The following is an 18,041-nucleotide window of genomic DNA, read 5'->3' on the forward strand; positions in this document are numbered from 1 at the left end:
TCAGGGGCGGACGAGCTCGTGCAGGGTGCCGACCACGAGGCGCACCCCGCCCTCGTGACGGAGCACCGTGAACAGCGTGTGGGTGCAGGTGCGGCACCGCACGATGGCCGCCGCCTCGTCGATCTCGACGATCGCCTCGGCGACCGGGGCGCCCTCACGACATCCGCCGCATATCGCTGTCAGAGCCGTCACGTCGGCTTCGAACACATCCCACAGCAGCCCTGCGGCAGCGTTGCCGTCGACTGTGCTGCCCGCGATCTCTGCACGCATCATGCACCTCCGAAACGTTCGGTCCTGATCCGGGCCGGCGGATGCCCCAGCCCGACGAGCGCGTCGGCGACGTGCTCGACGAAACCCGTCGGGCCGCACACGTAGACGATCGGCTGCTGTCCGGGCTCCCATGTGGCGGCACGGAGCGCGTCGTCGTCGATGCGTCCCACGGCTCCCTCCCAGCCGCTCGGCGCGGCCCGCGTGTACCTCCAGGTGAGGCCCACTCCCCCGTCGGCAGCCTTCCGTTCGAGTTCCTCGCGATATATCGCGTCTTCGGGGGTTCGCACCGAGTACAGCAGCCGGACGGATGCCGCGGCTCCGGCATCCGTCGCGGCACGCGTCATCGCCATCAGCGGCACGATGCCCGAGCCGCCCGCGATCAGCTGCACCCGCTCCGCTCCCCCGGGCCGCCACACGAAGTAGCCGCCCAGCGGGCCCTTGACCTCGAGTTCGTCGCCGGGAAGCACGTCACGCACGAGGTAGGGCGACACCTCGCCGTCGGGGATCTCGTCCACCGCGAGCTCGATGGTCTCACCGGGCCCGTAGGACCCGATCGAGTACGACCTCACAGCCTGGTACCCATCCTCGGCTGTGAGCCGGATGTCGACGTGCTGACCCGCGTCATTCCCGGGCCAGCCCGGCACCTGCAGGTGGAGCAGGCGAGCCGACGGCGTCGCACCGACGGCATCGACGACGCGAGCGGGCTGCCAGCCGCCGACGGTCACCAATACCGCTCCTCCGTCCAGGGGTCGCCGTGCATGTTGTAGCCGTTCTGCTCCCAGAAGCCGGGTTCGTCGTCGTCCATCAGCGTGAGGCCGCGCACCCACTTCGCGCTCTTCCAGAAGTACAGATGAGGCACGAGCAGTCGCGCCGGTCCGCCGTGCTCGGGGTCGAGCGGCTCGCCGTCGAACTCGAATGCGACCCATGCCCGGCCTTCGCGCAGTTCGTCGAGCGGGATGTTGGTGGTGTACCCGCCGTACGAGTGCGCCATGGCGTACGCCGCGTCCGTCTGGACGCCGTCGAGCAGGGTGTCCAGCGACACGCCCCGCCACGAGGTGCCGAGCTTCGACCAGCGCGTGACGCAGTGGATGTCGGTGTCGACGTCCTCGATCGGCAGCGCCTGGAACTCGTCCCAGGTCCAGGAGACTTCCGCGCCTGCCTCGGTGCGGATGCCGAACCGCCACTCATCCAGGTCGATGCGCGGTGTCGGTCCCGCCGACAGCACCGGGAAGTCCTCGGTCAGATACTGGCCGGGCGGCAGTCGCGGATCGCTCTCGCGACGCCGGGCTCCGAATCCCCTCGAGACGACGGCCATCGAACTCCTCCTCCTGTGCGGCGTGATGTGGCGCACACTCACGGTCACGCACGCTCACGGTAGCGCGGCTGGCACCGCCGGTGCGATGGGCATCCGGCAACACACGTTCACGCTCATTGCCAAGTTCGACAACGGGTCTAAGCTTTAGCCGCACCACATACAGGGAACTCTCAGAAAGGCCCCCCAATGTCTACTGCATCCGAAGCCGAGAAGTCGGCCGTCAACGGGATCCGCACGGCGCTCGGCGTCGGCGGCGTCCTCGCACTCATCGTCGGCGTCCTGATCCTGGTCTGGCCGGGTAAGACCGCCGCCGTGGTCACCGTGATCATCGCGATCTACGCGATCGCCGCCGGTCTCGTCTACGCCGGTCTCGGGATCTTCTCGAAGACGAAGGGCGGGTGGGCGCGCGTCGGCCACATCGCCCTCGGCATCCTGTTCATCATCGCCGGCGTCGTGGCGCTGTTCAACATCGGTCAGACGACCGCGTGGCTCGCGCTGTTCCTCGGCATCCTCATCGGAATCATGTGGATCGTCGAAGGCATCGTCGCGCTGTCGACGCTCGGCGACGCCGCCTCGAAGGGATGGTCGATCTTCTTCGCCATTCTGAGCATCATCGCGGGCATCATCGTGCTGTTCGCACCGATCTGGGGCGTCATCGTGCTCTGGTGGATCCTGGGCATCTCGCTCATCGTCCTCGGCATCATCAACATCGTGCGCGCCTTCACCTTCAAGGGCGACATCTGATCCCAACCGGATCAGACGCCGGCCCCGGGAGCGATCGCTCCCGGGGCCGGCGTCTTCTTGGTATCAACGATCAGTCGACCGGCAGGTGGCGGTGCCACCAGTCGAGCACCGCGTCGAACCGCTCGATGCGGTGACGCGGCTGACCCGAACGCGTGAGCTCGTGGTTCTCGCCGGGGAACACCAGCAGCTCGGCTTCGGTGCCCTGGCGCTTGAGGGCCGCGTAGTACCGTGTCGCCTGCTCCAGCGGGCAGCGGAAGTCGAGCTCCGAGTGCATCACGAGGGTCGGCGTCGTCACCTGGCCGACGACGGCCATAGGGCTCTGCCGGGCGATGTCGTCGGCCGAGATCCCGACGTACTCGTCGCCGAAGAACGAGCCGATGTCGCTCGTGCCTTGGAACGACAGAGGTTCGAGGAAGCCGCGTTCCACGATCGCGCCGGCGAAGCGGTGGTCGTGCGCGATGACCCAGGCGGTGAGGTAGCCGCCGTACGAGCCGCCCATCACGCCGACCCGCTGGCCGTCCAGGCGCGCGTCGTCGGCGATGGCGCCGTCGAGGAAGTCGATGACGTCGGCGAAGTCGACGGTGCCCATCTGCTGACGGATGCTGCGCCCGTGCGCTCGTCCATAGCCCGCCGAGCCGCGGGGGTTCGAGTAGACCACCGCGTAGCCGGCATCCACGAGCACCTGTGTCTCGTCGAACAGGTGCACCCCGTACGACGCGAACGGTCCGCCGTGGATCTGCAGGATGACCGGGAACGGTCCTTCGCCCTCGGGTGCCGCGATCCAGCCGTGCACCGGGTAACCGTCGCGACCCGTCACGGTCAGCTCGCGCGGAAGAGCGATGCCGGATGCCGCGGCGGGCGCTCCGAACGAAGTCAGGGTGCGGGCGCTGCCGTTCTCGACGAGCACGAGCTCGCCGAACGAGTCGGGGCGCGCCACGGCGGCGACGACATGGTCGCCTCCGGCCGCATGTCCGGTCACTTCGACGTCGCCGCCGAGGACCTCGGAGAGGGCACCGTCGCGGCCGATGCGGATCAGCCGCACGCGGCCGCGCGTGCGGTCCTGCACCAGGAAGCCGTCTCCGACGGCCGTGATGTGACTGCCGACCTCGCCGAGGTCGATCGTCTCGGCATCCGTGATCCGGACCGGCCCGCTCTCTTCGAGCAGCCACAGACCGACGGCCGGAGCGACGAAATCGACGCCGTCGCCGACCTCGTTGGCGAGCAGCGCGATGGTGCCGTCCTCGGCGACGTCCAGCGCCGACAGCGAGAGGCCGGCGTCGGCCGACAGCAGCTCGCGCTCGCCTGAGCCGTCGACGGAGATCGCGACGAGGCGGTTGCGCAGATCGCGGCGGTCCGCCTCGATGTCGTCGGGGACGGTCATCACCTCGCGGCCGTCGGCGGTGAACGCCAGACCGCCGTGTGAGGTCGCGCCGTCGGTGAGCGCACGCGCCTCCGCGGCCACGACGGTCTTCTTCGGCGCCGTCGCGTCGTCGGGGCGCACGGCCGCGGCGGGCTCGTAGAACGGCTCGGAGTCGGGCTCCGGGGCCGCGATCACGAAGACGTGCGCGGGGCGGTCGCCGATGTAGCCGAGACCGTTCGCCTGCCAGCGGATGCCGGTGATGTGCCGCGGCGCCTCGGCCGCGGCATCCAGCCCCTCCACGCTGCCGTAGCGGCCCTTCTCGGGCACGCGCGCGAGGTACGCGATCGTGGCGCCGTCGGGCGACCAGGCGAAGTCCTCGACGCCCAGCGTGGCGTCGGTGGCCTGCACCGGCTCGCCGCCGCCTGCCGCCACGACGTGGACCTGGGGCTTGCCCTTGGCGTCGGCGCGCACGAAGGCGATGCGCGAGGCGTCGGGCGAGAGCTTCGGGGAGCCGTCGGCGACGCCGCGGGTGAGGCGGCGCGGAGCGCCGTCGGGAAGGTCTACGCGCCACAGCTGGCCGACGGCCCGGTTGGCGGCGATGTCGGGACGCGACGACGCGAAGACGGCGAAGGAGCCGTCAGCGGCGATCTCGGGGCGTCCGACGGAGACGAGGGTCTCGATGTCCTGTGCCCGCATCGATCACTCCGCCCCGAACGACGTGACGTCGCCGACCAGACGGGTGTTGTCGGCAGGCACCGGCTCGAGCGCGGCGAGGGCGACCTCGGCGGCGAACTCGGAGACGTTGTAGAGCTTGCCCGCGTCCTCGCGGCGGGCGGCGATCGCGCCCGGGTTCGCACGCTCGAGCAGCGTCGCGGTGATGGTGCCCTCGATCATGTCGCCCGAGACGACCACGAACTCGACGCCGCGCTCGGTCAGCGCGGGGATCCGCTCGCGCAGGGCGTCCTCGCCGGCGCGCTTGGAGAGGGCCACCGGCTCGTACTCGGGCATCGTCGGAGTCGTGCGGATGAAGTGGGCCTGGTGGCTCGTCACGAACACGACCCTCGAGCCGTCGCCCAGAAGCGGGAGCGCGGTCTCGAGCACGCTCACCTGGGCGTCGCGGTTGAGCAGCAGCGCGTAGTCCTCGGCCATCCCGGACTCCATGCCGCCCGACGCGTTGAGCACGAGGATGTCGAGCGCTCCGAACGTGCGACCGACCTCGTCGAACATCGCCTGGACGGATGCCGGATCCGTGAGATCCGCACCGACGACGAGCACCTGCACGCCGAGTTCACGCAGCTCCGTCGCGAGCTTCTCGGCCCGCGGAGCCTTGTTGCGGTAGTTGATGACGACGTTCGCGCCGGCCTGTGCGAGGTAGCGCGCGGTGTCGGCGCCGATGCCGCGCGACGAGCCCGTCACGAGTGCTGTCTTGCCGCTCAGGGAACTCTCGGGAAGCGGGTTGGATGTCTCAGTCACGTGTAGACCCTACCTGCTAGGTTCGAGCGTAGGAGGCGCATCGTGGAGCTCATCGAGACCGTCGAACAATGGGCGTGGATCGGCTGGCTGGTGCTGATCCTGGTGTTCCTCGTGATCGAGATGCTGACTCTCGACTTCACCTTCCTGATGCTCAGCATCGGCGGTCTGGCCGGCCTGCTCACGGACCTGCTGGGCGCTCCGATCTGGCTCCAGGTGATCATCGCCGCCGGGGTCGCCGCGATCCTCGTTCTGCTGTTGCGACCGCCCTTGCTGCGCCGCCTCCGCCGCGGCGAAGACCCGACGCCCTCCAACGTCGACGCCCTCATCGGGCTGCGCGGCACGGTCGTCTCGTCGGTCGGCGCGCACAGCGGCCAGGTCAAGCTCGCCAACGGCGACATCTGGACGGCCCGGACCGAATCCGGCGACCTCGACCCGGGCACGCCGGTGCGCGTCACCCGCATCGACGGCGCGACCGCGGTGGTGCGGTCCGACTCCCCCACTCCCCTGTCCCCCGCATCTGAGGACCCGCTCGCATGAACGACATCAGCTCGGCCATCCCGACCGCGATCGGATGGATCCTCGCGATCGCGGTCTTCATCTTCGTGCTGGTCGTGATCTTCCGCTCGATCCGCATCATCCCGCAGGCCAACGCCGGCATCGTCGAGCGCCTCGGCCGCTATCACAAGACCCTCATGCCGGGCCTGAACCTGCTGGTCCCGTTCATCGACCGGCTGCGTCCGCTCATCGACATGCGCGAGCAGGTCGTCTCGTTCCCGCCGCAGCCCGTGATCACCGAAGACAACCTGGTGGTCTCGATCGACACGGTCGTGTACTTCCAGGTCACCGACGCGCGTGCCGCCACATACGAGATCGCCAACTACCTCGGAGCGGTCGAGCAGCTGACCACGACCACCCTCCGCAATGTGGTCGGCGGGCTGAACCTCGAAGAGGCGCTCACCAGCCGCGACAACATCAACGGCCAGCTGCGCGTCGTGCTCGACGAGGCCACCGGCAAGTGGGGCATCCGCGTCTCCCGTGTCGAGCTGAAGGCCATCGACCCGCCGCACTCGATCCAGGACTCGATGGAGAAGCAGATGAGGGCCGAGCGCGAGCGTCGCGCGACCATCCTCACTGCCGAGGGCTCGAAGCAGTCCCAGATCCTCGAGGCGGAGGGCCGCCGTCAGGCCGAGATCCTCAAAGCCGAGGGCGACAAGCAGGCCGCGGTGCTGCGCGCGCAGGGCGAGGCCGAGGCGATCCAGACCGTGTTCGACGCGATCCACTCCGGCAACCCCGACGACAAGCTGCTGGCGTACCAGTACCTGCAGACGCTCCCGAAGATCGCCGACAGCGCATCCAGCAAGCTCTGGATCATCCCGAGCGAGTTCACCGAGGCGCTCAAGGGTCTGACCGGGTCGTTCGCCGGTGTGATGACGGATGCCGCGGCCAAGGGTCGCGCGCAGAGCACGGGCACGCCCTCGGGCGGCGCCGCACTCGGCGGCCCGCCGCCCGCAGTCACCCCGCCCACCCCGTGACCCACCCGTGGTTCACCGGCGTCGCGACGCCGCGCGTCCTCGCGCACCGCGGACTGGTGACGCCCGACGCCGCCCGCGGCGGCGTCGTGGAGAACTCCTTCGCCGCCGTGGCCGCCGCCCACTCCGCCGGGGCTCACTACGTCGAGTCGGACTGCCACCTCACCGCGGACGGCGTGGTGGTGCTCTTCCACGACGACGACCTGTCGCGTGTGACCGGCGACCCGCGCAAGGTGGCGGACGTCCGCGTGCGGGAGCTCGAAGAGCTCATGACCGGACGCGGCGGGCTCATCACGCTCGCCCAGGCGCTGGACGCGTTCCCGGTGACGAGGTTCAACCTCGATGTGAAGGCGACGGCCGCCGCGTCCATCGTCGGCCGGACGGTCGCGCCTTTCGGCGATCGCGTGCTGCTGACCAGCTTCTCCGACGCACGTCGGCGGGCCGCCCTCGACGCCGCCGCGGAGAGCGGCCGCGGCGTTCGGCCTGCGACATCTGCGGGCCGCGGCACCATCGGGCGGGTGCTGGCCGCCGTGGCGTCGCGGTCGGACCGGCTGGTGACCCGTGCGCTCGCGGGCATCGACGCCCTGCAGGTGCCGGAACGTCAGGGGCGCCTGCGCATCGTCACGCCTCGGCTCATCGCGGCCGCACACCGGCACGACGTCGAGGTCCACGTATGGACGGTGAACGAGCCCCACGACATGACCCGCCTCGTCTCGATGGGCGTCGACGGCATCGTCACCGACCGCGCCGACGTCGCGCTCTCTGCACTGACATAGCACGCCGGTATGACCGAGCGCGAGCCCCGCTGTGCATCCACTGTGAAAGGTCGATGAACAGGGCTCCTTCGGATGATCCGCACAGGTCACTTCGTTATACCTGTACAGCGACGAGAGGACCACAAAATGGCAGACCGCAGTCTGCGCGGCATCCGACTCGGCGCCCAGAGCCTACAGAGCGAAGAGGGCGTCGTGTTCCATGAGCGCGCACAGCACATCTACACGTGCACGTCGTGTGGACGTGACACGACTTTGACCTTCGCGGCCGACGCCGAGGTTCCGCCCGCCTGGGAGTGCCGCACGTGCGGCGCCGAGGCGCTGCTGCGGGTGGGCGACGGCACCGCGACCGTCGATCACTCGGGCGACAAGACCCCCCGCAGCCACTGGGACATGCTTCTGGAGCGCCGCACCCTTCCCGAGCTCGAAGAGCTTCTGGAGGAGCGACTCGCCTACATCCGCGCCCGCCGCGGAGCCGGTGAGAACGTCACGGCGGACAAGCTCAGCGCCTGACCCGCATCCGCGCGACGCCGGCCCTACGGGGCCGGCGTTTTCGCGTTCCCGGGGCGCAGGCGGCCGAGCACTCCGAGGCAGACCAGCGAGATCACGCCGCCCCACACGAGCAGCAGCTGGATCGCGCCACCGAAGGTCACCGCGGGCGTGAGTCCGGTGCGCAACGGCACGTCCTCCAGCATGTGACCGGCGGTGTCCGCGGGGATCCCGGCGATCTCCGATCCATCGGGGGCGATGATCTGGCTCGTCCCGACCGTGGAGATGTTGACGACCGAGCGACCCGTCTCGACCGCGCGCATGCGAGCGAAGGCGAGCTGCTGCAGGTTCTCGTCGGTGCCGCGGAAGTCGGCGTTGTTCGTCTGGAACATGTAGATCTCGGCGCCGTCCTGCGCGCCGTCCCAGATGACGTCGTCGTAGATCACGTCGAAGCAGATCGCCAGCCCGACGCCGACACCGCCGACGTCGAAGAACGGCCGGGAGCCGCCCGGCGTGTACTCGCGCTGCACGAGATCGATGAGGTCCGGCGCGAACAGCCGGTAGAGCCAGCGATCGGGGACGTATTCGCCGAACGGCACGGGATGCCGCTTGTCGTACACGTCGACCGGGTTCTCGGCATCCTGCTCCCACAGCAGCGATGAGTTGAAGTACTCGTCGCCGCGCTGCGTGACCGCCGCGACCACGAGCGGCGCATCGAGCCGATCCGCCAGCGCATCCAGCGTCGCGGCCGTGCTCGCATTAGCCGTCGGGTCGGAGTCGACGCCGCCCTCCGGCCACAGCAGCACATCTAGGTCTTCGCCGAACAGCGGAGCCGTGGCCTGCAGCTGCGCATTCAGCACGTCGTTGCGGCCGCGCTCGTCGAAGTAGCCGGCGGGACCGTTGCCCTGGACCGCGCCGACGCGCATGGTGCCCGCATCCGTCGTCGGGAACTGCGGCAGCGCGAACAGCAGGATCGCGACGACGACGACGGGAACCGCCGTGCGGAGGTCGCGATACCGGCGCATCCGCGCCCACTCGACCGCGCTCGCGCACACCATGACGATGAAGAACGACAGCCCCGCGACGCCCACCCAGGATGCGACGCTCGCAAGGGGGCCGTCGGCCTGCGAGATGCCGACGCGGCCCCACGGGAAGCCTCCGTACGGCCAGGTGCCGAGCAGCTGCTCGCGCAGCACCCACAGAGCCGCCACGATCGCGGGCAGGGCCACCAGGCGCGCCCAGGCGCCCGTCCGCACCCGCGGGAGCCACCGGTACGCCAGCGCGATCGGGACCGCCGTCACCGCTGTGAGGAGCGCCTCGAGCGTCGCCAGGGCGATCCACGGGACGGGGCCCAGATAGCGCGCGGTGAACGACACGTTCACCAGGAAGAACGCCAGGCCGAAGACCAGGCCGACCAGGACGGCGCTCCAGACCCGGCGGCCGATGAGGCTGATCAGGGTCAGCGGGATCGCGACGAACACCATCGGCCACCACGCGAGGGCCGGGAAGGCGGTCGTGAGGGCGAGTCCGCCGACGGCGGCCGCGATGACCGCCGCCCACAGGGGCAGGAGCGGGCGCGGCAGCGGTGGGCGGGACGGCGCGTCGGGTGGCACGGATTCCACCCTAAGCGAGCGTGACGACGATGCTCTGCGGCCGCAGGGTCAGACGGCCGAATAGGCGACGATGCCGCGACGCACGGCATCCAGCGCCTTGCGGGCGGTGCTCGCGACGGGCTGGTCGGCGACGATCGACAGCTGGTCGAGCAGGTCGATCGTCTGCTTCGCCCAGCGGACGAAGTCGCCCGCGGCCATGTCGGCCTCGGTCAGCACGCGATCCAGCATGCCGCCGCGCGCCCACGTGTGCATCGCCTGGACCAGGCTCGCAGAGACGGGCTCGCTTCCGGGGAGCCGGTGCTCGCGCTCGAGGTCGTCGAGCTCCTGCCACAGCGACGTCGTCGCCTCGAACGCCGGCCGGAACGCCCCGCGCGGCAGCCCGCGCTCCCCCGGCCCGGCATCGTCGCGGCGCGGCTCGTACACCAGCGAGCAGGCGAGGGCCGCCAGGGAGGCGGCATCCAGGTCCTTCCAGATCCCCCGGCGCAGTGACTCGGCGACCAGCAGATCGCGTTCGCCGTAGATGCGTCGCATCGTGCGACCGGCGGGGGTGAGCGTCGTGACCCCGTCGTCGGCGATCGCCACGTACTCGAGCGCCCCCAGCACGTCGACGACGCGGTCGAAGATCCGCGCCACCGTTCCGGTGCGGGTGTCGATCTGACGCCGCATCTTGTCGATCTCGCGCTTGAGCTTCCAGTAGCGCTCGGCCCAGCGGGCGTGATGCTCCCGGTCCGGGCACTGATGACACGGATGCCGCTGCATGCGCTTGCGCAGGCTGGAGATCTGGCGCTGCCGCTCGTCGCGCGTGCGCCGCGAGGCGCTGACGTCCTTGCGGTTCACCTTCTCGAGATCGCTCAGCTCGCGGCGGATGCCGGAGTACTCCGCGAAGTCGCCACGATCGCACGTCATCGCCTTCTCGTACCCCGCGAGCGACTCCTCCTGCTCCCGGACCTGCCTGGCGAGGCCCACCACCGCCCGATCGGCCTGGAACTGCGCGAAGGACGACTCGAGGATCTCGCGCGCCCGCGCCCGCCCGAACTGGTCGATGAGGTTGACCGCCATGTTGTAGGTCGGACGGAAGCTGGAGTTCAGCGGGTACGTGCGCCGCGACGCCAGCGCGGCGACCGCCTGCGGGTCGAGCGCCTCGGTCCACTGGATCACCGCGTGGCCCTCGACATCGATGCCACGACGCCCCGCGCGGCCCGTGAGCTGGGTGTACTCCCCCGACGTGATGGCGACGCGCGCCTCGCCGTTGAACTTCTCGAGCTTTTCGAGCACCACGGTGCGGGCGGGCATGTTGATGCCGAGCGCGAGAGTCTCGGTCGCGAACACGACCTTCACGAGCTTGCGCTGGAAGAGCTCCTCGACCACCTCCTTGAACGCGGGCAGCAGCCCGGCATGGTGGGAGGCGACGCCCCGCTCGAGGTTCTCGCGCCACTCCCAGAAGCCCAGGACGGCGAGGTCCTCCTCGAGAAGGGTGCGGGTGCGTTCCTCGATCACCGCGCGTATCTCGCGGCGTTCATCCTGCGACGTCAGGCGCACGCCGGCACGCCGGACCTGCTGCACCGCTGCGTCGCAGCCCACGCGGCTGAAGATGAAGAAGATCGCCGGCAGCAGGTTCGCCCGCGACAGCAGCTCGACGACGTCCGGGCGATCGAGACGCTCGATGCGCTGCACGTTCGCCGAGCGCACCGGGCGCTTGTTGCCCCGGCTCGGACGACGATGGGATGCCTCGTACCCGCCGCCCGCGTAGCGAGCGCGTTCGCCGCGGTCGCCGCTGCGCAGCTGCTGCGCGCGCCGGTTGTTCTCGAAGTTCGGGCCTTTGAACGACCGGATGCGCATGAGCTCCTGGTTGACCTGTGCCGTCGCGATGCCGGCACGGTCGTCGAACAGCGGCAGGAGGTCGCCGCGCACCAGCACGTGCTGCTCCAGGGGAACCGGGCGGGTCTCGGAGACGATCACCTCGGTGTCGCCGCGCACGGTGTCGAGCCAGTCGCCGAACTCCTCGGCGTTCGACACGGTCGCCGACAGCGACACCAGTCGCACGCCCGGCGCGAGGTGGATGATGACCTCTTCCCACACCGCGCCGCGGAACCGGTCGGCGAGGTAATGCACCTCGTCCATGACCACGTACCGAAGGCCGCGGAGCGCCGGGGAGTCGGCATAGAGCATGTTGCGCAGCACCTCTGTCGTCATGACGACGATGCGCGCGTTGCCGTTGATGTTCGTGTCCCCTGTGAGAAGACCCACCTCATCGGCGCCGTAGACGTCCTGAAGCTCGCGGAACTTCTGGTTCGACAGCGCCTTCATCGGCGTCGTGTAGAACGCCTTGTCGCCCGGCGTCTGCATGGCCAGATGCACGGCGAACTCGCCGACGATCGTCTTGCCGGCGCCGGTGGGCGCGGCGACCAGAACGCTCCGGCCGTCTTCGAGCGCACGGCATCCCTCGATCTGGAACGGGTCGAGCGTGAACCTCTGGGACTCCGCGAACGCGGCCGTCAGGGGGTGCGTGCGGTCGAGCCGGGCGGATGCGCTGGCTCGCGCATAGCGCTCGGCGGGAGCGGGGTCGCTCACGGCGCCTCGGGCGGCAGGAGCGTGGCGGCGCGCTTCGCCTTGCGGCGGTCGAACAGCATGGACAGCCCGACCGCGGCGAAGTACAGCACGCAGAGGATCCCCGCGAGAAGCAGCATCGAGGTGACATCGGCGGCGGGAGTCGCCGCGGCGGCGAAGACCGTGATGATGATGATCGCCACGCGCCAGCCCTTCAGGATGTCGCGGCCCGAGACCACGCCCGCAAGGTTGAGGGCGACGAGGAACACCGGGGTCACGAACGAGACGCCGATCACCAGCAGCAGCTTGAAGACGAAGTCGTAGTACGTGGCGTAGTCGTAGAACTGCGCGATGCCCTGGTCGTTCGGCACGAAGTTCGACATCAGCACGACCATGTGCGGCATGATCAGCCAGCCGACGTAGAGGCCGGCCATGAAGAGCGGGATCGCCGCGGCCAGGAAGCCGACCGTGTACTGGACTTCCTTGCGGGTGAGTCCGGGCATGATGAACGCCCAGATCTGCCACAGCCACACCGGCGCCGAGATCAGCAGCCCGATCGCGAAGGCGATGCGCATGTGCAGATCGAAGCCGCTCGAGACGGTCGTGAAGTTGAGGGCGATGTACTGGTCGCCCCGCTCCCCCGCGATCTCCACGATCGGCTGCGACAGAAGGTCGATCACCCAGCCACTGATGAGGAATGCGACCACCATGCCGACGACGAGGCCGGCTGCCGCGATGAAGAATCGCTTCCGCAGTTCGCGCAGATGCCCGCCGAGGGACATCCGCTTATCGCGCCGAGGCTGCTCGGGCTCCTCGATGCGCGGTGGATCCGTGGTGACCACGCCGGGTCAGGAGGACGGGTCTGCGGTGCTGCTCGAGCTCGCCGGAGTTTCGGCCTTCGGAGCTTCCGACGACACGTTCTCGGCCTTCGACTTGGCCGAGGAGTCGTCCTCCTTCATCGCCTTCATCTCGCCCTTGAACACCCGGGCGGACTGACCGAGGCTCTTGGCGAGAGCCGGCAGCTTTGCAGCCCCGAAGAGGAGCAGGATCACCGCGAGGATGATCAGAAGATGCGGCCATCCGAATGCGCCCATGCGGAGTCTCCTTGTCGGTGCGGATGTGGCTCCAGTGTAACCCTGTGACGGCGGCTCCGAGCCGCCCTCAGCGGTATTGCGCCAACCCGGCTTCGGCCCACTCCGCCACGGCCCTGCGCGCGCCGGGGGGCTCGAGCACCTCGACGGCGCCTCCGCGTCGTGCCGCGAGACGGCGCAGGCTCAGTTCGTCAGCGACCCGCATGGTGGCGATCGTGACCCCGCCGGACGTCTCGAGCGTCGCGCGGTCGAGGTAGTCGCCGAGCAGCGGTGCGACTTCTTCGGGGAAGCGGATACGTGCGACGACGTCTCCGGCGTCGGTGTCGAACCAGTCGGGCGCCTGCTCTCCCGCATGAGTGCTCGGGATGCCGGTGAGTTCGAGGTCGCTGACGCGGTCCAGGTGGAACGTGCGCATCGCCTCACGCAGATGGCACCAGCCCTGCAGATACCACTGCCCGCTCGCGATGTGCACCTTGACCGGGTCGACGGTGCGGGTCGTGGGGGCGGCGTCCGGCGCTTTGTAGGTGAACGAGACGGCGACGCCACGACGCAGCGCGTCGGCTACGAGGTCTCGCACGGCATCGACCGGCTCGGGAGCCAGGATCACCTCCGCCGGCGTGGCGGATGCTCCGCGTGCCAGCTTTGCCAGCAGCCCCGCGTAGAGCTCGGTGTCTCCCACGCCCGGGATGGAGCGCGCCAGCTGCAGGCCCGCGAGGAGCGCGGCGGCTTCTCGGGCCGTGAGCTTCGGCGACCGCTCCAGGCCGACAGAGTTCGTGATGACGATGAGGTCGCGCTCGTCGAGGAGGTCCCAGTCGATGTCGAACAGGTCGTTCGACATCTGCCAGTAGCCCCGGTCGCCGGGAAGGCCGATGACGGTCAGCTTCTCGACCATCGACCGCATCTGCTCGGGTGCGACGTCGAACTCGTCGGCCGCCTCGGCGAGCGAGACCTCGCCCTTGCCGATGAGGTACGGCACCAGCTGCAGCATGAGCGCGGCGCGATCGGTCGCCACCAGTGGCTTACGGGCCGTCATGACCGGCTGCTCCTCATGTCAGTCGACGCTCCGGCATGCAGGTCGCGTGTGGCGGCGAGGCGGTCGATCACGCGGTCGCGCAGGTCGGCGGGCGCGACGACGCGCACCTCGGGCCCGTACGAGGCGAGCTCGTCGGCGAAGATGTGGGCGTCGACATACGGCACGCGGATGCCCTGCTCGGCCGGCTTCGCGCGGCGGGCGAGCCGCAGCGCGGCCTCGGTGCCGGGGTTGACCTCGAGGAGCGCTGAATTGCGGGCGGCGACCTCGTCGAGGCCCGCCAGCGCACGCTCCCCTGCGCCCTCGCGCAGCGCCGGGTCGAACGAGGTGCGCGTGAGGGTGACGGGCCCGACGATGCGCTGGAGCAGGAAGGTGCGGTCGGCGCGCACGTCGAGGTCGATGCCGAACACGTGCCAGCGGCCCTCGTACTCGATGAGCGCCAGAGGCTGCACGCGCCGGATGCGAGGAGCCTCCTCCCCCGGCTTGAGGTACGGGAAGGTGACCACGCGGCTCGACTCGATCGCCTGCTGCAGCCCGGGGAAGGCGGGATCGTGCAGGCTGAGGCGCGGCGAGAATCCGATGATGGGCTCGTCGACGAGGTCGCCGAGCGCGCGGATCTTGCGCAGACCGCTGCGGGCGTCGTCCGACATCGAGCTCTGGCTCCACACGCCGCCGGCGAGTGTGAGGAGCGCCTGCTCGGCGGGCGTGAACTCGATGTCCTCGGGCAGCTCGTACTCGGCGCTCGGCACGCGATAGCGCGCCTCGCGCAGGTCATCGGGGTCGGCCCAGTCGCCGATCGTCTCGATCGGCACGCCGAGGCCGCGGAGCGACTCCTTGTCACGCTCGAACATCTTCTCGAGCGCGTCCTTCGACGCGCCCGCCTCGCTCTGCTCGCGGTATCCGGCGACGGAGGTCAGGATCGTGTCCTTCGTCAGCCCCTGGTCGGTCGCGATGAGGGCCACCACGAGGTTGACAAGGCGCTCCTCGGGCGGGATCTTCGCGGCGGCAGTGGCAGGCACCCGCCTATCTTAGAGCCGCCCGCGACCCGGGTCGCGGACCCCGGTCACTCCGCCGGCGGGACGTCGACGCCGAGGATGTCGATGACGTAGACGAGCGTCGACCCGGCCGGCACGGCGCCGTTCGCGTCGTCGCCGTAGCCCTGGTCGGGCGGGACGACGACCAGCACCTGCGAGCCGACGGTCTGACCTTCGAGCGCCTTGGCGAAACCGGGGACGACCGAGTCGGCGGTGACCGACGCGGGCTGGTCGCCCCATGTGCTGTCGAACGTCTCGTCCTCACCCCAGACGACACCGCTGTAGTGGACGCGCACCGGCGCATCGCCGGTCACCGTCTCGCCGGTGCCCTTCTTGAGGGTCTGGACGACCAGATCGGTCGGCGGGGTGCCGTCGGGGATGATGAGGCCGGGCTGGCCGTCGGGCGCACGCACCACGGTGGGCAGGCCGAAGCCGCTGTTGAACTGGTTCTGGCCGTCCGCAGCGGGCAGGTACACCTTGCGCAGGTCGATGACGGCGACGACGGTGTCCTCCTCGTCGAGGCCGAAACCGACCGAGACGTCGGGCGACATGTCGTCGGGCGACATCGCGACCGCGATGCGCGAGCCCTCGGTGGCGCACTGCAGGGCTTCTTCGAAGCCCGGGAAGTTCGTCGTCCACTGATCCGGCGACGAGACCCGCGACAGGTCGCCGTCGTACGCGGTCGCCACGATCGGCTCGCCGGTCGTGCCGCTGAACAGCGCGACATCCACCACCATGAGCTGGTTCTGCGCGGTGATCGGCGTGCCCTCACCGGTGACGACGTCCTCGTAGGCGAGGTGCGGCGCATGCAGCGGCGTGTACACGTCGACTTCGGGCTGGTCCTCGGTGTCGCCGGTGACGTCGATGAGGTCCATGACGTCGGCGTCGGACACGGCGGGACGGGAGCAGTCGGACGACGAGCCGGGCATCGAGCATCCGGCCAGGCCGACGGTCACCAGTCCCAGGACGGCGAGGGCAGCGGGGATCTTGCGCACCGGAACAGTCTAGGCGGTGCCGTCGGGCTCGCCCGCGCGTCCCGCCGCCTGACGAGCGCCCTCCGCAGCGCGCTCGGCCTCGCGGACGCGCTTGCGCAGATTCTTGTCGGTGATCTGCCGGTCGCCGACCGCCCCGGGCGTCCACAGCTCGACGTCCTCGTCCCCGTAACTGGACTTCGAAGCCCGCCGCTTGACCTCCGGTGCGACGGCCCCCGGTGCGAGGCGGCGCGCCCAGATCAGGAAGCCGGTGTGGGCGACCATGCGGTGGTCCGGACGCACGGCCAGCCCTTCGACGTGCCAGCCCCGCACCATCGTCTCGTTCGCGTCGGGCTCGGTGAACAGCCCGGTGCCGCGGATGTACTCCGCGACGCGGCTCAGCTGGGTCGCGGTCGCGACGTAGCAGACGACCACGCCACCGGGCGTGAGCGCCTCGGCGACCACGTCGATGCACTCCCACGGGGCCAGCATGTCGAGGACGACGCGATCGACGGATGCGGGTGCCACCGTCTCGGTGAGCTCCTCGGCGAGATCGCCGACGACCACATCCCAGTTGGCGGGGACCTCGCCGATGAAGGTCTCGACGTTCGCGCGGGCGACCGCGGCGAAGTCGTCACGACGCTCGAACGACACCAGGCGCCCGTGGTCGCCGATCGCGCGGAGGAGCCACAGCGACAGCGCTCCCGATCCGACCCCGGCTTCCACCACCGTGGCACCCGGGAAGATGTCGGCCTCGGCGAGGATCTGGGCGGCGTCCTTCGGGTAGACGATGGCGGCGCCGCGCGGCATCGACATCACGAAGTCCCGTAGCAGCGGGCGCAGGGCGAGGTACTCGTGGCCGCCGCTGTTGGCCACGACCGACCCGTCCGGCTGGCCGATGAGCTGCGTGTGCTTGAGGACGCCGTGATGCGTGTGCAGTTCGCCGTCCGCGCGCAGCGTGATGGTGTGGAGCCGACCCTTGGGGCCGGTGAGCTGGACGCGGTCGCCAAGACGGAAGGGGCCGCTCGGTCGTGCCGCGGCGGTGGCGAGGTTCTCGGTCATCGGGCGATCTCCTCGGCCGGGTCGGAAGCGTGGACGCGTGCGCGGTGCGCCGCGTGGAAGGCGATGACGTCGTCGGCGGTGCGTCCGTCGAGCGTGTCCCACAGGGTGTGCGCGCCGGCCCCGGTGAGCGAGACCATCAGCGGCACGCCGATCACGGCGGCGCCCGATGCCACGGCCGAGCGCAGGCCGTTCGGGGAGTCCTCGATCGCCACCGTCTCGTGCGGCGCCACGCCGAGCGCCTCGCACGCCTGCAGGTACGGGTCGGGGAAGGGCTTCGGGCGGGTCGCGTCGTCGCCCGCGATCACGACGTCGAAGGCCTCGAAGTCGATGAGGTCGACGACCGTCTGCGCCATGCGCCGCATCGACATCGTCACGAGGCCCGTCTTGATGCCGGCATCGCGGAGGTTCGCGAGCAGCTCGCGCGCACCGGGACGGAACGGCACCCCCGTGACGTTCAGCTGGCGCATGACGTCGTCGGTGAGGTGATCGATGATGGCGTCGGTGCTCATGCGCACCCCCGTCCCCTGCAGGATGCGCGCCGAATCCTCGAGCCCCAGGCCCACCAGGCCGAGCGCCTGCTCGTGCGACCACGTCCCGCCGAAGCTCTCGATGAGCGGCGTCTCCGCCGCCATCCAATACGGCTCGGTGTCGACGAGGGTGCCGTCCATATCCCACAGGACGGCCGAGAGGCGGGGCTCATTCACCGTGCAATCCTACGAGAGGGCTCCGGCCCTCCGTGG

Annotated in this window: 19 protein-coding genes; 5 read left to right on the forward strand and 14 right to left on the reverse strand. The window is 70.0% G+C overall.

The genetic code is table 11. From position 1 onward, the window contains the following. Genes Q9R08_RS07855 through Q9R08_RS07865 form a run of 3 tightly spaced genes read right to left on the reverse strand, consistent with a single transcriptional unit; the run spans position 1 to position 1,585 of the window. On the reverse strand, positions 1 to 273 hold the full coding sequence (locus tag Q9R08_RS07855; protein WP_308867341.1) for a DUF6510 family protein: 273 nt from the start codon (positions 271 to 273) through the stop codon (positions 1 to 3). Further along, the gene (locus Q9R08_RS07860) at positions 270 to 995 is read right to left on the reverse strand and encodes a ferredoxin reductase (protein ID WP_308867687.1); all 726 of its coding nucleotides are present in this window, start codon (positions 993 to 995) and stop codon (positions 270 to 272) included. The genes Q9R08_RS07855 and Q9R08_RS07860 overlap by 4 nt, the downstream gene beginning before the upstream one ends. Continuing rightward, positions 992 to 1,585, reverse strand: a complete 594-nt coding sequence (locus tag Q9R08_RS07865; protein ID WP_308867342.1) for a sulfite oxidase-like oxidoreductase — start codon at positions 1,583 to 1,585, stop codon at positions 992 to 994. The genes Q9R08_RS07860 and Q9R08_RS07865 overlap by 4 nt, the downstream gene beginning before the upstream one ends. A gap of 186 nt (positions 1,586 to 1,771) precedes the next feature. Here Q9R08_RS07865 and Q9R08_RS07870 point away from each other — a divergent pair, with 186 nt between their 5' ends. Beyond that, positions 1,772 to 2,329 (forward strand): HdeD family acid-resistance protein, encoded by a 558-nt coding sequence (locus Q9R08_RS07870; protein ID WP_308867343.1) that lies wholly within the window; start codon positions 1,772 to 1,774, stop codon positions 2,327 to 2,329. A gap of 70 nt (positions 2,330 to 2,399) precedes the next feature. On the opposite strand, the gene Q9R08_RS07875 is transcribed toward Q9R08_RS07870, so the two are convergent. Together Q9R08_RS07875 and Q9R08_RS07880 are read right to left on the reverse strand one after the other, a co-directional pair. Further along, entirely contained in the window at positions 2,400 to 4,385 is a 1,986-nt protein-coding gene (locus Q9R08_RS07875; RefSeq protein WP_308867344.1) for a S9 family peptidase, read from the reverse strand. Positions 4,386 to 4,388: 3 nt separating this feature from the next. Beyond that, positions 4,389 to 5,162, reverse strand: coding sequence for an SDR family oxidoreductase (locus tag Q9R08_RS07880; protein ID WP_308867345.1), 774 nt, complete (start codon positions 5,160 to 5,162; stop codon positions 4,389 to 4,391). A gap of 42 nt (positions 5,163 to 5,204) precedes the next feature. On the opposite strand from Q9R08_RS07880, the gene Q9R08_RS07885 reads away from it, so the two are divergent. From Q9R08_RS07885 to Q9R08_RS07900, 4 genes are all read left to right on the forward strand, one after another. Beyond that, positions 5,205 to 5,699, forward strand: a complete 495-nt coding sequence (locus Q9R08_RS07885) for an NfeD family protein (protein WP_308867346.1) — start codon at positions 5,205 to 5,207, stop codon at positions 5,697 to 5,699. Then, the gene (locus tag Q9R08_RS07890) at positions 5,696 to 6,694 is read left to right on the forward strand and encodes an SPFH domain-containing protein (protein WP_308867347.1); all 999 of its coding nucleotides are present in this window, start codon (positions 5,696 to 5,698) and stop codon (positions 6,692 to 6,694) included. Before Q9R08_RS07885 ends, Q9R08_RS07890 begins: the two co-directional genes overlap by 4 nt. After that, entirely contained in the window at positions 6,691 to 7,467 is a 777-nt protein-coding gene (locus Q9R08_RS07895) for a glycerophosphodiester phosphodiesterase family protein (RefSeq protein ID WP_308867348.1), read from the forward strand. Before Q9R08_RS07890 ends, Q9R08_RS07895 begins: the two co-directional genes overlap by 4 nt. Positions 7,468 to 7,593: 126 nt before the next feature. Continuing rightward, positions 7,594 to 7,977 carry an RNA polymerase-binding protein RbpA gene (locus Q9R08_RS07900; RefSeq protein ID WP_308867349.1) on the forward strand — a complete coding sequence of 128 codons (384 nt, stop codon included), beginning with the start codon at positions 7,594 to 7,596 and terminating at the stop codon, positions 7,975 to 7,977. A 23-nt stretch (positions 7,978 to 8,000) separates the two neighbouring features. Here Q9R08_RS07900 and lnt read toward each other — a convergent pair whose 3' ends face one another. From lnt to Q9R08_RS07945, 9 genes are all read right to left on the reverse strand, one after another. Continuing rightward, positions 8,001 to 9,566, reverse strand: coding sequence for an apolipoprotein N-acyltransferase (lnt, locus tag Q9R08_RS07905; protein WP_308867350.1), 1,566 nt, complete (start codon positions 9,564 to 9,566; stop codon positions 8,001 to 8,003). A gap of 48 nt (positions 9,567 to 9,614) precedes the next feature. Next, on the reverse strand, positions 9,615 to 12,137 hold the full coding sequence (locus tag Q9R08_RS07910; protein ID WP_308867351.1) for a DEAD/DEAH box helicase: 2,523 nt from the start codon (positions 12,135 to 12,137) through the stop codon (positions 9,615 to 9,617). Continuing rightward, positions 12,134 to 12,895: a twin-arginine translocase subunit TatC gene (gene tatC / locus Q9R08_RS07915; protein ID WP_308867689.1), complete on the reverse strand. Its 762-nt coding sequence runs from the start codon at positions 12,893 to 12,895 to the stop codon at positions 12,134 to 12,136. Before tatC ends, Q9R08_RS07910 begins: the two co-directional genes overlap by 4 nt. A gap of 66 nt (positions 12,896 to 12,961) precedes the next feature. Next, a complete protein-coding gene (gene tatA, locus Q9R08_RS07920) occupies positions 12,962 to 13,207 on the reverse strand; it encodes a Sec-independent protein translocase subunit TatA (RefSeq protein WP_308867352.1) in 246 nt (81 codons plus the stop codon). Between the two features lie 67 nt (positions 13,208 to 13,274). Continuing rightward, the gene (locus Q9R08_RS07925) at positions 13,275 to 14,237 is read right to left on the reverse strand and encodes a helix-turn-helix transcriptional regulator (protein WP_308867354.1); all 963 of its coding nucleotides are present in this window, start codon (positions 14,235 to 14,237) and stop codon (positions 13,275 to 13,277) included. Continuing rightward, complete coding sequence (locus tag Q9R08_RS07930) at positions 14,234 to 15,253, reverse strand: helix-turn-helix transcriptional regulator (RefSeq protein ID WP_308867355.1); 1,020 nt, start codon at positions 15,251 to 15,253, stop codon at positions 14,234 to 14,236. Before Q9R08_RS07930 ends, Q9R08_RS07925 begins: the two co-directional genes overlap by 4 nt. Positions 15,254 to 15,297: 44 nt before the next feature. Beyond that, positions 15,298 to 16,263 carry an FKBP-type peptidyl-prolyl cis-trans isomerase gene (locus Q9R08_RS07935; RefSeq protein WP_308867356.1) on the reverse strand — a complete coding sequence of 322 codons (966 nt, stop codon included), beginning with the start codon at positions 16,261 to 16,263 and terminating at the stop codon, positions 15,298 to 15,300. Positions 16,264 to 16,272: 9 nt separating this feature from the next. After that, on the reverse strand, positions 16,273 to 17,301 hold the full coding sequence (locus Q9R08_RS07940; protein WP_308867357.1) for a tRNA (adenine-N1)-methyltransferase: 1,029 nt from the start codon (positions 17,299 to 17,301) through the stop codon (positions 16,273 to 16,275). After that, positions 17,298 to 18,005: an HAD family hydrolase gene (locus tag Q9R08_RS07945; RefSeq protein ID WP_308867358.1), complete on the reverse strand. Its 708-nt coding sequence runs from the start codon at positions 18,003 to 18,005 to the stop codon at positions 17,298 to 17,300. The genes Q9R08_RS07940 and Q9R08_RS07945 overlap by 4 nt, the downstream gene beginning before the upstream one ends. Between the last annotated feature and the right edge of the window lie 36 nt (positions 18,006 to 18,041).

It is taken from the genome of Microbacterium psychrotolerans (assembly GCF_031085295.1).
Lineage (GTDB): Bacteria > Actinomycetota > Actinomycetes > Actinomycetales > Microbacteriaceae > Microbacterium > Microbacterium psychrotolerans.

Bases quoted from the DNA above. Each gene is read 5' to 3' on its own strand.
- tatC (WP_308867689.1), bottom strand. From the start codon at position 12,895: ATGTCCCTCGGCGGGCATCTGCGCGAACTGCGGAAGCGATTCTTCATC.
- tatA (WP_308867352.1), bottom strand. From the start codon at position 13,207: ATGGGCGCATTCGGATGGCCGCATCTTCTGATCATCCTCGCGGTGATC.
- Q9R08_RS07940 (WP_308867357.1), bottom strand. From the start codon at position 17,301: ATGACCGAGAACCTCGCCACCGCCGCGGCACGACCGAGCGGCCCCTTC.
- Q9R08_RS07890 (WP_308867347.1), top strand. From the start codon at position 5,696: ATGAACGACATCAGCTCGGCCATCCCGACCGCGATCGGATGGATCCTC.
- Q9R08_RS07875 (WP_308867344.1), bottom strand. From the start codon at position 4,385: ATGCGGGCACAGGACATCGAGACCCTCGTCTCCGTCGGACGCCCCGAG.
- Q9R08_RS07855 (WP_308867341.1), bottom strand. From the start codon at position 273: ATGATGCGTGCAGAGATCGCGGGCAGCACAGTCGACGGCAACGCTGCC.
- Q9R08_RS07870 (WP_308867343.1), top strand. From the start codon at position 1,772: ATGTCTACTGCATCCGAAGCCGAGAAGTCGGCCGTCAACGGGATCCGC.
- Q9R08_RS07865 (WP_308867342.1), bottom strand. From the start codon at position 1,585: ATGGCCGTCGTCTCGAGGGGATTCGGAGCCCGGCGTCGCGAGAGCGAT.
- Q9R08_RS07925 (WP_308867354.1), bottom strand. From the start codon at position 14,237: ATGACGGCCCGTAAGCCACTGGTGGCGACCGATCGCGCCGCGCTCATG.
- Q9R08_RS07900 (WP_308867349.1), top strand. From the start codon at position 7,594: ATGGCAGACCGCAGTCTGCGCGGCATCCGACTCGGCGCCCAGAGCCTA.